Below are 14,356 nucleotides of genomic sequence, written 5' to 3'. Positions count from 1 at the left end.
CAGCATGTCCGACGAGAACACAGGCACGGCACCGACCAGGCGGGTCCGGGTGGTCCTCGTCGACGACCACCGCATGTTCCGCACCGGCGTGCAGGCCGAGATCGGCGAGACCGACCGCACCGGCGTCGAGGTCGTCGGCGAGGCGGCCGACGTCGACCAGGCCGTCACCGTCATCACCGCCACCCGGCCCGAGGTGGTCCTGCTCGACGTGCACCTGCCCGGCGGCGGCGGTGTCGAGGTGCTGCGCCGCTGCGCCCCGCTGATGGGGGCCGTCGAGAACCCGGTGCGCTTCCTCGCGCTGTCGGTGTCGGACGCGGCCGAGGACGTCATCGGGGTCATCCGGGGCGGCGCGCGCGGCTACGTCACCAAGACCATCACCGGCGCCGACCTGGTGGACTCGGTCTTCCGGGTGCAGGAGGGCGACGCGGTGTTCTCGCCGCGGCTGGCGGGCTTCGTGCTCGACGCGTTCGCCTCGACGGACGCGCCGCCGGTGGACGAGGACCTGGACCGGCTCACGCAGCGGGAGCGCGAGGTGCTGCGGCTGATCGCGCGCGGATACGCGTACAAGGAGATCGCCAAGCAGCTGTTCATCTCGGTGAAGACGGTCGAGTCGCACGTCTCGGCGGTGCTCAGGAAGCTCCAGCTGTCCAACCGGCACGAGCTGACCCGCTGGGCGACGGCCCGCCGCCTGGTCTGACCGGCGGGGCCGGTCCGGGGGGCCGGTCCGCCGGTGTGGGCCGGTGTGTGTGATCCACGCCGCAGGGGGAGCGGGCAACCGGAAGGCGCGCCGACGTCCTCTTTGATGGCGTGATGAGCCTGACGGGGACCCCCCTCTTCGCGGCGGTGGTCGCACTGACCGTGATCGCCGTCGTCCTGCCGCTGGCCGTGTGGAGCAGGGTGCGCGGCCCCGCCGCCGTGCGCGTCGCCACCCGCGGCACGATGCTCGTCTTCGCGCAGGCCACCGCCGTCGCGCTGGTGTTCGTCGGCATCAACCGGGACATGAACTTCTACACCTCCTGGGGCGACCTGCTCGGCACCGGGAAGTACGTCACCGCCGCCCCCGACCTCGGCCCGGACGGGCTCGGCGGGAAGAAGGTGGAAGAGGCGCCGAAGGTCCGCCAGCAGTTCCAGCCGGTGGACGGCCTCGGCGGGCGGGTCCGCAAGACCGAGCTCGACGGGAAGGTCTCCGGGGTCAAGGGCGACGTCATGGTGTGGTTGCCGCCGCAGTACGACGACCCGGCGTACAAGGACAAGAAGTTCCCGGTGGTCGAACTGATCCCCGGCATCCCGGGGACGGGCAAGTCCTGGTTCCAGGGGCTCAAGGCGCACGAGGTGCTGGAGCCGCTGATGAAGAACGGCACGGTGCAGCCGTTCATCCTGGTCTCGCCGCGCGCGATGCTGCTCGGCAACGGCGACACGGGCTGCGCCAACCTCCCCGGCAAGGTCAACGCCGACAGCTGGTTCAGCGTCGACGTCCGCAAGATGGTCGTCGACAACTTCCGCGCGTCGGACGAGGCGCGGACCTGGGGCGTGGCCGGATACTCGGCCGGCGCGTACTGCGCCGCCAAGCTGGCCATCGCCCACCCCGACCGCTACGCCGCGGCCGTCTCGCTCTCCGGTTACAACGACCCCGGCCAGGAGCCCTCCTCGCTGGTCGCGCAGGACCCGGAGCTGCGCCGCACCCACAACCTGCTGAACCTGCTCAAGGCGGCGCCTGCGCCCCCGTCGGTCTCCCTGTGGATGTCCGGGGCCGCGCACGACGGCTACCTGTCCGGCATGGACCTCAAGGGCGCCGCGAAGAGTCCGACCGTGGTGCACGCGGAGAAGGTGACCGGTGGTCACAACCTGGAGGCGTGGTCCAAGCAGCTCCCGCAGACCTTCGGCTGGCTGACCACGCAGGTCAAGGCGCCGTGACGCCGTGACGCCGTAACGGGGACGGGTACCGCGGGTCAGGGCTAGGCGGGGCGCGAGGCGCCGGCCCACGGCATCGAGTCGAGCGGGGCCACCCGGACCGTCGAGCCCGGCCGCGGGGCGTGGATCATCTGGCCGTTGCCGATGTACATGCCGACGTGCGTGATGCCGGAGTAGAAGAACACCAGGTCGCCGGGGGCCAGCTGGTCGCGGGAGACCCGGCGGCCCGCGTTGATCTGGGTGTACGTGGTGCGGGGGAGCGAGACCCCGGCCGACCGCCAGGCCGCCTGGGTCAGCCCCGAGCAGTCGAAGGACCCCGGGCCCGTCGCGCCCCAGACGTACGGCTTCCCGATCGCCCCGTACGCGAAGGCCACGGCGCGGGCGGCGCGCGAACCGTCGGCCGGCGCCTGCGCCGGCGCGGCCCGCCGCGCGGGTGCGGCGGCCGAGGCGGCAGCGGGTGCGGCGGTGGCCGTGGCCGTGACGGCGGCCGTCCGGGCCTCGTAGGCCGCGCGCTCCTCGGCGCTGAGCCTGGCCAGCTGCCGGCTGGCGGCGGCGAGCTTGGCCTGGACCTCGGCCTTGTGCCCGGCGAGTTCGTCCCGCTTGGCCCGCAGTTCGGAGACCCGTCCCGCGGCCTGGGTCCGCAGTTTCCCGACCTCGTCCAGCCCGCGGCGCACGGCGGTGATCCCGGCGGCGTTGCGGTCGCCGGCGCGGGCGATGAAGGCGGCCTGGGCCAGGTACTCCTGCGGGTCGGACGACAGTGCGAGCCGCACGGCGGTGCCCAGGGAACCGCCGCGGTACTGGCCGGCGGCGAGGGTGCCGAGCGCGCCGCGGGCGGTGTTGAGCCGGTCGGTCCTTCGGGCGGTCTCCTCGCGCAGGCCGGTCAGTGCCCGCTCGGCCTCGTCGGCCTGCTCCTTCGCCCCGTTGTACCGCTCGGTCGCGGCCTCGGCCTCCTCGTAGAGCCGGTTCACCTCCGCCTCGACCTGGGCGGGGGTGGGCCGGGGATCGGCCTGGGAGGTGCCTTCGAAGGCGGTGGCGGTGGCAGCGCCCGCGAGGGCGAGGGTGGCGGCGGTCCGTACGGTGCCGCCGGAGAACGGGCGCTGCCTGGGCTTTCGGTGACTGGCCACGCGGGCCTCACGTCCTTCCTCTGTCGGTCCTCTGTCGGTGCTTGCTGGAGGAGGACGCTAGACCCGGAGGTAACGGACAGATGACGGGTGATCGCAAGTGGCCTGATGCGACCGGATGTGGCCGTACGGGACCGGCGCGGATCGGTGCCGGAGGGCGCCGGTGAGGGAATTGACCACGGCCGGTCCGACGCGGTGTGATCAGCGGAAGAATCGAGTCAGTTCGGCGACGACGGCCTCCGGCCGCTCCTCCGGGAGGTAGTGGCCGCTGCCGTCGACGCGGACGACCCGGGTGTCGGTGCCCAGTGCCGGGACGGAGCGGGTGAGCAGCTCGTAGTTGCTGTGCTCGCCGCCGAGGGCGAGGAGCGGGCCGGCCACCGGGGCGTACGTGGCGAGGTCGGCGATGTCCTGCCCGAAGGTCCGGTACCAGTCGTTTCCGGCCCGGATCGCGTCCGGGGAGTCGTACGCGAGGGCGTACACCGCCCGGGAGCGCGCGTCGATGGCGGCCGGGTCGGCGGCGCTGTGGGTGAACAGCCAGTCCAGGAGGTGGTGGTAGCGGCCGGCGAGGAGCTGCTCGGGCAGGCCGTGCACCTGGTTGAGGGCGAACCACCACAGGTGGGTGACCCCGGGCTGCGGGAGCAGGGTCATCCGGGCCCAGTCCTCGTCCGGGTGGGCCACGTCGAGGAGGGCGATCCGGCGGGTCGCCGCGGGGTGGTTCACGGCGTGGGCGTAGGCGACCATCGCGCCGATGTCGTGCCCGGCGATGTGCGCCGATCCGATGGACAGGTGGCCGAGGAGGGCGTGGACGTCCGCGGCCATCGTCTTCTTGTCGTACCCGCCGACGGGCTTGTCGGAGCCGCCCATGCCGCGCAGGTCCACCGCGATCACCCGGTGGTGGCGGGCCAGGGCCGGCATCACCTTGTGCCACTGCCACCAGGTCTGGGGCCAGCCGCCGAGGAGGACGAGGGGCGCTCCGGCGCTCTCGGGGCCGCTGTCCACGAAGTGCAGGCGGGTTCCGTTGACCTCGGCGAGACGGCTGGTGAACCCGCCGTCGAGGGAGGCGGCGAGGGAAGCGTCGTCGAGGGGGAGGGGGGAGTGCGGGGGCATGGGGCGTCCTGGTGTCGTCGGAGGAGTGACCGTACGAAGTTTTCGTACGATGCCGCGACTGTACGAGATCTTCGAACGGTCCGGCAAGGGCCGGTGGCCGATCCGTACGAGATTTCCGTACAGTGGATCCATGGCCCACCCCGCCGCCGAGCCGGCCCACCCCGCCGCCGACCGCATCGCACTGGCCGAGGTCCTCGCGGCGCTCGGCCACCCCGTCCGGCTGGAGATCGTCCGCAGGCTGGCCTCCGGCGAGGAGGCATTCTGCGGTGAGGTCGTGCCGGACCTGCCCAGGTCGAGCGTCACCCACCACCTCAAGGCGCTGCGCGAGAGCGGGGTGATCTGCCAGCGGCCCCGCGGCCGCAAGCTCTTCCTCGTGCTGCGCCGCGACGACCTGGAGTCCCGGTTCCCCGGGCTGCTGGGGATCGTCCTCAAGGACGACGTGCTGTAGCGGACGGGATCTCCCCTGCGGGACTCCCGGGCCGGATTCCGCGAATTTCCGGGCCCGGGACCGGCTGTCGGTCCCGCCCCCTAGACTCGGATGGCGATGAGCAGCCTCTTTGACGACAGTTTCCTGGCGGACTTCACCCCCTCCGACGAGGTCCCCCCGCCGCCCGAGGAGCACGCCGCCCCGGAAGCGGGCGCGGACGATCTCTTCGGGGGCCGGTTCGACATGCCCCTGACCGGGGACGCGTACTACCGGGACGGCGCCCCCAGGCCCGTCATCGACCCGGCCGCGCTCCTCGAAGGTCTCAACACGGAGCAGAGGGCCGCCGTGGTGCACGCGGGGTCCCCGCTGCTCATCGTGGCCGGCGCGGGCTCCGGCAAGACCCGGGTGCTGACCCACCGCATCGGGCACCTGCTGTCGGCGCGGCAGGTCCACCCCGGCCAGATCCTGGCGATCACCTTCACCAACAAGGCCGCCGGCGAGATGAAGGAGCGCGTCGAGGGCCTCGTCGGCCCCCGCGCCAACGCCATGTGGGTGTCCACCTTCCACAGCGCGTGCGTGCGCATCCTGCGCCGCGAGTCCAAGCGCCTCGGCTTCACGTCCTCGTTCTCGATCTACGACGCGGCCGACTCCAAGCGGCTGATGGCGCTCGTCTGCCGTGATCTGGACCTGGACCCGAAGAAGTTCCCGCCGAAGGCCTTCAACGCCAAGGTCTCCAACCTGAAGAACGAGCTGATCGACGAGGAAGCCTTCGCCGACCAGGCCGCCGACGGTTTCGAGAAGACCCTCGCCCAGGCGTACGCGATGTACCAGGGCCGGCTGCGCGAGGCCAACGCGCTGGACTTCGACGACATCATCATGACCACCGTCCACTTGCTCCAGGCGTTCCCGGACGTCGCCGAGCACTACCGGCGCCGGTTCCGGCACGTCCTCGTCGACGAGTACCAGGACACGAACCACGCCCAGTACACGCTGGTGCGCGAGCTGGTCGGCACCGGCTACCCGGACCTGCCGCCCGCCGAACTGTGCGTGGTGGGCGACGCCGACCAGTCGATCTACGCCTTCCGCGGCGCGACCATCCGCAACATCCTCCAGTTCGAGGAGGACTACCAGGACGCGACGACGATCCTGCTGGAGCAGAACTACCGCTCCACGCAGACGATCCTCTCCGCGGCCAACGCGGTCATCGAGCGCAACGAGAACCGCCGCGCCAAGAACCTGTGGACCGAGGCCGGCACCGGCGCGGTGATCACCGGATACGTCGCGGACACCGAACACGACGAGGCACAGTTCGTCGCGGACGAGATCGACCGGCTGACGGACGCCGGGGACGCCAAGGCCGGCGACGTCGCGATCTTCTACCGGACGAACGCGCAGTCGCGCGTGTTCGAGGAGATCTTCATCCGGGTCGGCCTGCCCTACAAGGTCGTCGGCGGCGTCCGCTTCTACGAGCGCAAGGAGGTGCGCGACGTCCTCGCGTACCTGCGTGTCCTCGCGAACCCCGAGGACAACGTCCCGCTCCGCCGGATCCTGAACGTGCCCAAGCGCGGCATCGGCGACCGCGCCGAGGCGATGATCGACGCGCTCGCGATGCGCGAGAAGATCACCTTCCCGCAGGCGCTGCGGCGCGTGGACGAGGCATTCGGCATGGCGGCGCGCTCCACGAACGCGGTGAAGCGCTTCAACGTGCTGATGGAGGAGCTCCGTACGATCGTCGACTCGGGCGCGGGCCCGGCGGTCGTGCTGGAGGCGGTGCTGGAGCGTACCGGGTACCTCGCCGAGCTCCAGGCGTCGACCGACCCGCAGGACGAGACGCGGATCGAGAACCTGCAGGAGCTGGCGGCGGTGGCGCTGGAGTTCGAGCAGGCGCGCGAGGCCGCGGCCGCCGAGGCCGATACCGGGGCCGGGGCCGCAGCGGACGGGGCCGCAGCTGACGCGGACGGCGCCGGTGCGGGTGCGGGTGCCGATGGCGTCGATGTGGGTGATGAGGGTGATGCGGCGGCCGAGGCCCCCGGGCCCGGGACGCTCGCCCAGTTCCTGGAGCAGGTGGCGCTCGTCGCCGACTCCGACCAGATCCCGGACGAGGAGACGGACGGTTCGGGCGTCATCACGCTGATGACCCTGCACACCGCCAAGGGCCTTGAGTTCCCGGTGGTCTTCGTGACCGGCATGGAGGACGGGGTCTTCCCGCACATGCGCGCGCTCGGCCAGACCAAGGAACTGGAGGAGGAGCGCCGCCTCGCCTACGTCGGGATCACGCGTGCGCGGGAGCGGCTGTACCTGACCCGCTCCTCGATGCGCAGCGCGTGGGGGACGCCCTCGTACAACCCGCCGTCACGGTTCCTGGAGGAGATCCCGGCCGAGTACCTGACGTGGAAGCGCACCGGCGCCTCGCAGAAGCCGGCCGGCCCCATGCGCAGTTCCGGCTCCGGCTACGGGTCGGGGTCGGGCTACGGTTCGGGCTCCGGCGGCGGCAAGTCGACGTTCGGCACCTCGCCCGAGTCGTTCCTGTCCTCGTCGCGCACGAAGTCGGGCCCCTCCGGCTTCGCCACGCGCCGGGCGACCGACAAGCCGGTCGTCGCGCTGGTGGTCGGAGACCGGGTCACGCACGACCAGTTCGGGCTCGGCACCGTCATGGAGGTCAAGGGAGCGGGCGCGGACGCGCAGGCCACCATCGACTTCGGTGACGCCAAGCCGAAGCGGCTGCTGCTGCGTTACGCGCCGGTGCAGAAGCTGTAGGACGCGGGACCTCGGGAGCCCGCCGCCTCGCGGTGGGGGTTACGTGGGGTCCAGGCCGTGGCTGCGGAGCCACGGCAGGGGGTCGATCGAGGCCCCGCCGCCGGGCCGTACCTCGAAGTGGAGGTGCGGGCCGGTGGAGTTGCCGGAGTTGCCGGAGTAGGCGATGACCTCGCCCGCCTTGACCTTGCCGCCCCGGATCTTGGTGCTGCTGAGGTGGCAGTACCAGGTCTCGGTTCCGTCGGCCGAGGTCACTATGGCCATGTTCCCGTAGGCGCTGTTGTACTGGGTGCGCACGGTGCCGTCGGTGGCGGCCATGACCGGGGTCCCGTAGGAGACCGGGAAGTCGATGCCGGTGTGCACGGACATCCACATGCCGCCGGCCTGACCGTAGTTGGCGCTGAGGCCCTGCTGTGCGACGGGGAGCGAGAACTTGGGGCGGGCCGCTTCCTTGGCCGCGGCCTCCTCCGCCTTCTTCTTCTTCTCCTCGTCCTGGCGCTGGCGCAGGTCGATGCGCTCCTGCGTACGGCTCGCGCGGTCCGCGAAGTCGCCGGCGTCGGCGCTGAGGGCGGCCAGTTGGGTGTCGAGCTTGGTGTTCGCCGCGACGGGCTGCACCGAGGCCGGGTCGGGTGCGGCCACCGTGGTGGTGTCCTCGGCGGGCTTCTCCGTCCCGGTGAGGTTGCCGACGGAGGCGGCGGCGACGCCCGCGACGCCCATCACGCAGGCCGAGGGAACGGCCACGGTCAGCAGGGCGGAACGCTTCGCGGGGGTGCGGCGGCGGCTCGAACCGCCGGCCGGCTTGGGGGCGTCCTTCGTCTTCGCGGCGCCCTTGCCGGTGGTCCGGCGAGTGGAGCGCGGGGGCGCCGGGGTGACCGGCATGGCCTGGGTGGGGAGGTCGTGGACCTGGGGGGACGCGGGCGGGCCGTCGATCCCGTCGGTTCCGTCCGTCCCGTCGGAGAGCACCTCGAAGACGGAGGTTTCGCTGTACTCGGCGAAGCCGGATTCGGCGAAGTCGGCTTCGGTCACCGCTCCGGTGCCGGGGGCCGGGGCCTCGTAGGCGTAGGGGGCGGGGGCCTCGTACGTTTCGTACGTGTAGTCCGGCGTGTACCCCTGCTGTGCGTACTCCTGCTGGGGGTGCTGCGCGTACGCGTACCCGTACGTCGTCTCGGGCTGGGCCGGTGCCGGGGCCTGGGCCTCCGGGACGGTGTTCCAGGCGGTGGCGTCGTACGCGCCGGTCTCGGTGCCGACGGTGGTGCCGTATCCCGGGACCGCCCAGTGGCCGGTCTGCTCGGCGGAGGTGTCGTAGCCGAAGGCGGCGGGCTGCTGGTACTCCGTCGCGTAACCGGAGTGGTCGGTGCCCGGTGTGGTCCAGGCGCTCGCGTCCCACTGGCCCGTGGTGTCCTCGGGGAGGCCCTGGCTCGGGATCGTGGAGAGGTACGGGTCCTGGGAGGCCCAGGCGGAGGAGTCGTACGTGCCGGTCTCATAGGAGCCGTACGCCGCGTAGTTGACCCCTTGACCCTGCGTTTCATAGGAAACGTAGGACGAGTCACCAGCGAAAGTGGTGGTGGTAAGGCCGTCGTACCCAAGATCCGGATACTGGCCCGACGGGGGGCGGTCGTTCACCAACTTCTCTTTCGCCTCGGCAGTGGGGGCCTGGGTGGCCGGGGAATGTGTGGTTCCCCGGAGGAGAGCAGTGGCGTGACTGTACCCGCCGGTTACTGGCAACGACAATCTTCGACGGGTTCCGGTATTCCCGGAACCGGGCATTCGGCCGTCTTTCGGTCGCTGAAAGACGCGGCCTTGGCCTTGAGTTCGAAATGCGTTCGACTGGTGGACGCCGATCGGCTACGCGACGGAAGAGGCACCCAACCCTGGGAGTGCCGCGATCGGCGCGGTCGTCGGCGCGGCGTTCGCCACGGCGGTCGGCGCGGCTCCGTCCAAGGCGAGCCGGACCGCCGCGATGACCGTCGGGTGGGCGGGGAGCGCGAGGTGTCCGATACCGGTGACCTGGACGTTCTCCACGCGGAGGTCCGGATGCTCGATCCTGGCCGTCCCGACGGGAGACATCACCGCGTCGAACTCGCTCCAGAACGCCACGCACCGGGTCGCGCAGCCGGGCGCGGGCTCGGCCAGCTCGGCCAGCACCTCGGAGCCGGGGCGCATCTGCCGCACCAGCGGGAGTGCGTCCAGGAACGGTGCGACACGCGTGCCGGAGTGCGGGGTGCCGAGCGTGACGAGGGTCCGGACGCGGGCGTCGCCGCCGAGGCGCTGGACGTAGTAGCGCCCGACCAGTCCGCCCAGGCTGTGGCCCACCAGGTCCACCCGGTCCTGCCCGGTGCGTTCGCGCAGCTCGTCGACGCGCCGGGCGAGGTGGCGGGCGGTGACGCGCAGGTCGCGGGTGAAGGGTGAGTAGTTGTACGCCTCCACGTGCCGCAGGCCGTCCGCCCCGAGGGCGCGGCGCAGCAGGACGAAGACGGAGCGGTTGTCGGTGAACCCGTGGATCAGGAGTACGGGCGGGCGTGTCGCGGCCGGGCGTGTCGCGTGTGGCGCGGCGGGGGTCTTCTCCTGGCACACTCCGGTGGGGTAGAGCAGCAGGTGCCCGCCCAGTACGACCACCTCGAGCGCACCCGCCCGCAGCGCGGCGCCGGACAAGGGCATGGACAGCGCCATCGACGGCCTCCCCTGAGCCTCTTGGGACGGACGCCGGCCGCGCCCCCGTGCCGTGCGGCTGTCGGCGCGGTGGCGCGGCCGGTGAATCAACGCCGTCCCACGTGTGATTTCCCCCTCCTGGTTGACCGCGAAACGGTGGCGTGCGCGATGCTGTACTTAACGTTCGTTCACTCGGGAGGCAGTGCGATGGGTGTGACCGGTCCGATCCGTGTGGTGGTGGCCAAGCCGGGTCTCGACGGCCACGACCGCGGTGCCAAGGTGATCGCGAGGGCGCTGCGGGACGCGGGCATGGAGGTCATCTACACCGGCCTCCACCAGACCCCCGAGCAGATCGTGGACACCGCCATCCAGGAGGACGCCGACGCGATCGGCCTCTCGATCCTCTCCGGCGCGCACAACACGCTGTTCGCGCGGGTCCTGGAACTCCTCAAGGAGCGCGACGCGGAGGACATCAAGGTCTTCGGCGGCGGGATCATCCCGGAGGACGACATCGCCCCGCTGAAGGCGAAGGGCGTGGCCGAGATCTTCACCCCGGGCGCGACGACGACGGCGATCGTGGACTGGGTCCGCGGAAACGTCCGCCAGTAGCCTCCCGGCGGGGCACGGCGGGGCACGGCGGGGCACGGCGGGGCACGGCGGGGCACGGCGGGGCACGGCGGGGCACGGCGGGGTGGCGGGTCCGGCTCGACCCCGCTCGGCCGAGCCCCCGCCGTGCCCCCGCCGTGCCCCGCCGCAGGCGGGGCCTGCGCCCGCTTCGGCTTGCGGGGTCGGGCTCGCGCAGGCTTCGGTCTTCTGGCGGGGGCGGAGGCGTGGGGCTTGCGCTCGTTCGGGCTCGCGCTGTTCCGGACTGTGCGTTCGGGCTGTGTCGCTCAACCGTGCGGGCTTGCGGCCGCTGCTTCTCGACCGGTCCGGGCCGGTTCGGTCCGGTGCCGCGTCGGCCGGGTTCGCGCGCGGCCGCGCCACCGCCGCCGGTTGGGCCGGGGTGTGTTCCGGGCGGGCGTCGGTTCGGGCCGCGCCGGCGTGTCGGCCGGGTCAGGGCGGGGTGAGTTCCGTGAGCATCGTCGCGCGCAACCGCAGTGTGGCCGTGAGCCGTTGGAATGCCTCTGACCAGTACGCGGCGGCCCCCGGTGAGGCGTCCGGCGGATCCTGCGTGGCAGCGGTCAGGGCCTCCAGGGGACCGGCCTCCACGGGGTCGAGGCAGCGTTCCGCCAGGCCCATCACCCCGCTGAAGCTCCACGGGTAGCTACCCGCCTCCCGCGCCGAGTCCAGCGCCTCCACCACCGCCCGGCCCAGCGTTCCGGCCCACGGGACCACGCACACGCCGAGCAGCTGGAACGCCTCCGACAGGCCGTGGGCCCGTATGAACTCCGCCACCCATGACGCCCGTTCCCCGTCCGGCAGGGTCTCCAGCAGCTTCGCCCGCTCCGCCAGCGACGGCGTCCCCGGCCCCGCCGCGGGCGGCGCGGACGGCGCGCCGAGCAGGGCCCGCGACCACGGCGCGTCGCGCTGGCGCACCGCCGCCCGGCACCACGCCGCGTGCAGCTCCTCCGCCCAGCCCTCTCCCGCGGCCACCGGCAGCGCCACGATCTCCGCAGGGCCGAGCCCCCCGAACCGCTCCCCCCAGCAGGACAGCGGCGCCGCCTCGACCAACTGCCCGAGCCACCACGCCCGCTCACCGCGCCCGGCAGGCGGCCGCTTGACCACGCCGTCCCGCAGCATCCCGGCGTCGCACTCGGCCGGCGGGACCACCCCGTCGGGGCTCACGCAGGCCAGGGCCCGTCGCGCCATCCGCGCGGCCAGCGCCGACCGGGGCAGCGCCGACAGCAGCTCGGCGGCCGTGGCCCGGACGTTGCGGCTGCGGTCGCCGAGGGCCGTCTCCAGGAACGGTTCGTCCGCGTCGGACAGCCCCGCCCGCAGGGAGTCCAGGAACATCAGCCGGTCCTCGGCGCGTTCCGTGGGCCAGGTCGTCTCCAGCAGCCGCAGCGCCGCCGCCGGTTCGTGCGCCCGTACGAGGCCCAGCAGCGCCACCCGTTCGGCGAACAGCCCCTCCTGCCAGAGCCGCTCCACCCCCGCCGGATCGGTCACCTCCGGCAGTTCCCCCACACCGCCCGCCCCGCCGCGCAGGGCGAACCGCCAGTCGGGGTTGAGCCGGGCCAGCCACAGCCCCCGCGCGCCGGCCAGGGCCAGCGCCTGCGGCCGCAGGTCCGTACGGGCCCGGGCGGCGTCCAGCAACGCCGGTACGAGCGCGGCCGGTGCGCGGTACCCGTGCCGTGCGGCGGCGGCCAGCCACTGCGGCAGCAGCTCCGTCAGGTCGGGCGCCGCCCCCCGGCGGCCGGACCCGTTCCCGGCGGTCCGGCCGGCCAGCAGCTGCGCGAGGCGCCGCCGCGCCGCGTCCGGCGGGGCCGGACGCGGATCGCGCGGTGCGGGGTCCGGCCGGGCGGCCGCCTGGGCGGGCCGGAGCCCGGCCCGCCGTCGTACGGCATGCACGGCGGCCGCGTCCAGCAGGGCCCGCGGCGAACCGGCGGGGCCCGCGCCCCGCCGCCGGTCGGTGCCCAGCAGCGCGGCGCCGACCAGCGCCTCCCAGTCCCCGTACTCCTCGTCGGGCTTATCCATCGGACCCCTCCCTCTCCTGTGCCGGTGCTCCGGTCCCGCCCCCTCCGCGGGACCGGAGCAGTCTGTGTACCCGTCGTCCGTCGGTCCGTTCGCCAGCTAGCTGGCGTGGTTGTCGTTCACAAGAGCCCCCCGGCTGTCTCGATGTCGCACGCCGGCGCCCCCGCGCCGCCGCTCCCTCCCGTACGGCGCCCCCGCGCCGCGTACCGATCCCCTCCCCGCCGCCTCCGGCGACGGCATACGGGCCCCCAGGCCCCCAGCGATTTCCCTGTGTTCCCCGTCCCGTCAGACCAGCGGGACGGGCTCGGCCGAGCCCGGCTGCCAGGCCGTCAGCGGGGTGAAACCCCGATGACCGCATTCACCGAACACGGTCAGCGGGCCCCCGCCCGACAGCGCCGCCAGCTGCCACAGACCCCCGCGGGACCGGCTGCCCGGCCCGGTGAGGGGCACCGGCAGGGCGCAGGTTCCCCGCGCGTCCGCCAGCTGCCAGCCGAGTTCCCCCGGCACCGGGACCACCGGCCCCAGCACCACCGGCCAGGACTCCAGCCACGGGTCCTGCCGCAGCGCCGCCCCGTACGCCTCCAGCGCCGCCCCCGTGGTCACCCCGGCCGGAGCCTCCGCGCACGGCGCCACCGCCGCGGACCGCTCACCGAGGTCGGCCCGCAGTCCCGCCGAACCCGGCCGGAAGCGAACCTCCGCTTCCAGCACCAGCCCGACCGGCAGTGCCAGCCCCGGCGGCCGCCCCGGCGGACCGAAGTCCAGCACCATCGCGGGCCGCCCGCTCCCCAGCCCGCGCAGCCATATCCGGCGGGTGGTGAGCCGGCCGTCCGGCGACACCGAGTCGTACTGGGCCAGCACCAGCCAGCGGTCCCGTACGGCCTCCCCCTCCCCGGAGGCCGGCAGTCCCACCCTGCTGCGGACGGTCGCGGCGAGCTGTTCCGGAAGCCCTTCCACCCCCAGCCAGGCCCGGTCCAGCAGGTGCAGCAGCGCCGCCTCCTCCAGCATCCTTGCGGGCCAGCCGGGCCCGCAACTGGGTATCGTCCCCAACTCCCGGACCCGGCCCGCCAGTCCGGGCGCCTGGGCGTCGACCATGCGGGCTGCGGTCTCCTCCCACCCCGCGTACCCCGCCTGCTCCTGGCCCGCGAGGCCGCCGCGCAGCAGGTCGGTCAGCCGCTGCTCCAGCTCCGCGACCCCGGCGCCGACGCGCTCCGCCCGCCGCCCGGCCCGGCGCCTGGCCGCCTCCTCGTCCACCGGCCGGGCCGGTCCGGCGGCCGTCCGCACGGCCTTCTCCTCCCGCGCCGCGAGCCATGACGAAGCCCAGTCCGGCGCCTCGCCGGGCTCACCCGCCCCCTCGGCGGACCAGAGCAGCAGCAGCCCCAGAGCGTGCTTGCACGGGAACTTCCGGCTCGGACAAGAGCACTTGTACGCCGGTCCCGTCAGGTCCACGACCGTCTGGTACGGCTTGCTGCCGCTGCCCTTGCACAACCCCCACACAGAACCGGAAGCGGAACCTCCGATCTGTGACCACGACCCCGCCCCGCCGAGTCTGCCCCCCGCCTTGCGCGAGGCGTCGTCAGGAGCCAGAGCCAGTACCTGTTCCGCTGTCCAGCGGACCCCCTGCTCAGTCATGTGAACCACCGTACGGAACCCCACTGACAATCGCTCTGACCTGCAACAACGCCTCGAACAAGGCGCGTTGTCAGTGGCGTGGTGCACCGTGGACACAGCAGTCGGGAACGGCTGCCGAGCATTGGAG

The 14,356-nt window shown here is 73.2% G+C and carries 11 protein-coding genes; 5 read left to right on the top strand and 6 right to left on the bottom strand.

Annotated features, from left to right (window positions below; all coding sequences use genetic code 11):
- Positions 1-4: 4 nt before the first annotated feature.
- Both ABT106_RS14935 and ABT106_RS14930 read left to right on the top strand, forming a co-directional pair.
- Positions 5-697, top strand: a complete 693-nt coding sequence (locus ABT106_RS14935) for a LuxR C-terminal-related transcriptional regulator (protein WP_351276707.1) — start codon at positions 5-7, stop codon at positions 695-697.
- Positions 698-810: 113 nt separating this feature from the next.
- Positions 811-1,914, top strand: coding sequence for an alpha/beta hydrolase (locus ABT106_RS14930; RefSeq protein ID WP_351276704.1), 1,104 nt, complete (start codon positions 811-813; stop codon positions 1,912-1,914).
- Between the two features lie 41 nt (positions 1,915-1,955).
- Here the strand turns inward: ABT106_RS14930 and ABT106_RS14925 are convergent, their stop codons facing one another.
- Together ABT106_RS14925 and ABT106_RS14920 are read right to left on the bottom strand one after the other, a co-directional pair.
- Positions 1,956-3,035, bottom strand: coding sequence for a C40 family peptidase (locus ABT106_RS14925; protein ID WP_351276701.1), 1,080 nt, complete (start codon positions 3,033-3,035; stop codon positions 1,956-1,958).
- 198 nt (positions 3,036-3,233) lie between these two features.
- Positions 3,234-4,139: an alpha/beta fold hydrolase gene (locus ABT106_RS14920; RefSeq protein WP_351276698.1), complete on the bottom strand. Its 906-nt coding sequence runs from the start codon at positions 4,137-4,139 to the stop codon at positions 3,234-3,236.
- Positions 4,140-4,269: 130 nt separating this feature from the next.
- Here ABT106_RS14920 and ABT106_RS14915 point away from each other — a divergent pair, with 130 nt between their 5' ends.
- Together ABT106_RS14915 and ABT106_RS14910 are read left to right on the top strand one after the other, a co-directional pair.
- Positions 4,270-4,587 (top strand): ArsR/SmtB family transcription factor, encoded by a 318-nt coding sequence (locus ABT106_RS14915; protein ID WP_351276696.1) that lies wholly within the window; start codon positions 4,270-4,272, stop codon positions 4,585-4,587.
- Positions 4,588-4,683: 96 nt separating this feature from the next.
- Entirely contained in the window at positions 4,684-7,323 is a 2,640-nt protein-coding gene (locus tag ABT106_RS14910) for an ATP-dependent DNA helicase (protein WP_351276694.1), read from the top strand.
- A gap of 39 nt (positions 7,324-7,362) precedes the next feature.
- Here the strand turns inward: ABT106_RS14910 and ABT106_RS14905 are convergent, their stop codons facing one another.
- Both ABT106_RS14905 and ABT106_RS14900 read right to left on the bottom strand, forming a co-directional pair.
- On the bottom strand, positions 7,363-9,087 hold the full coding sequence (locus tag ABT106_RS14905; RefSeq protein ID WP_351276692.1) for a M23 family metallopeptidase: 1,725 nt from the start codon (positions 9,085-9,087) through the stop codon (positions 7,363-7,365).
- A gap of 78 nt (positions 9,088-9,165) precedes the next feature.
- On the bottom strand, positions 9,166-9,990 hold the full coding sequence (locus tag ABT106_RS14900; RefSeq protein WP_351276690.1) for an esterase/lipase family protein: 825 nt from the start codon (positions 9,988-9,990) through the stop codon (positions 9,166-9,168).
- A gap of 186 nt (positions 9,991-10,176) precedes the next feature.
- On the opposite strand from ABT106_RS14900, the gene icmB reads away from it, so the two are divergent.
- Positions 10,177-10,578, top strand: coding sequence for a coenzyme B12-dependent isobutyryl CoA mutase small subunit (icmB, locus tag ABT106_RS14895; RefSeq protein WP_267723181.1), 402 nt, complete (start codon positions 10,177-10,179; stop codon positions 10,576-10,578).
- 444 nt (positions 10,579-11,022) lie between these two features.
- Here icmB and ABT106_RS14890 read toward each other — a convergent pair whose 3' ends face one another.
- Both ABT106_RS14890 and ABT106_RS14885 read right to left on the bottom strand, forming a co-directional pair.
- The gene (locus ABT106_RS14890; RefSeq protein ID WP_351276688.1) at positions 11,023-12,603 is read right to left on the bottom strand and encodes a DUF5691 domain-containing protein; all 1,581 of its coding nucleotides are present in this window, start codon (positions 12,601-12,603) and stop codon (positions 11,023-11,025) included.
- A 282-nt stretch (positions 12,604-12,885) separates the two neighbouring features.
- Positions 12,886-14,229 (bottom strand): SWIM zinc finger family protein, encoded by a 1,344-nt coding sequence (locus ABT106_RS14885; RefSeq protein ID WP_351276686.1) that lies wholly within the window; start codon positions 14,227-14,229, stop codon positions 12,886-12,888.
- Positions 14,230-14,356: the final 127 nt, after the last annotated feature.

The sequence above is a fragment of the Streptomyces sp. NPDC002044 genome (assembly GCF_040296725.1).
GTDB classification, from domain to species: domain Bacteria; phylum Actinomycetota; class Actinomycetes; order Streptomycetales; family Streptomycetaceae; genus Streptomyces; species Streptomyces antarcticus.
Note: the sequence above shows the minus strand (reverse complement) of the source record. Positions and strands in the feature narration are given on the sequence as shown.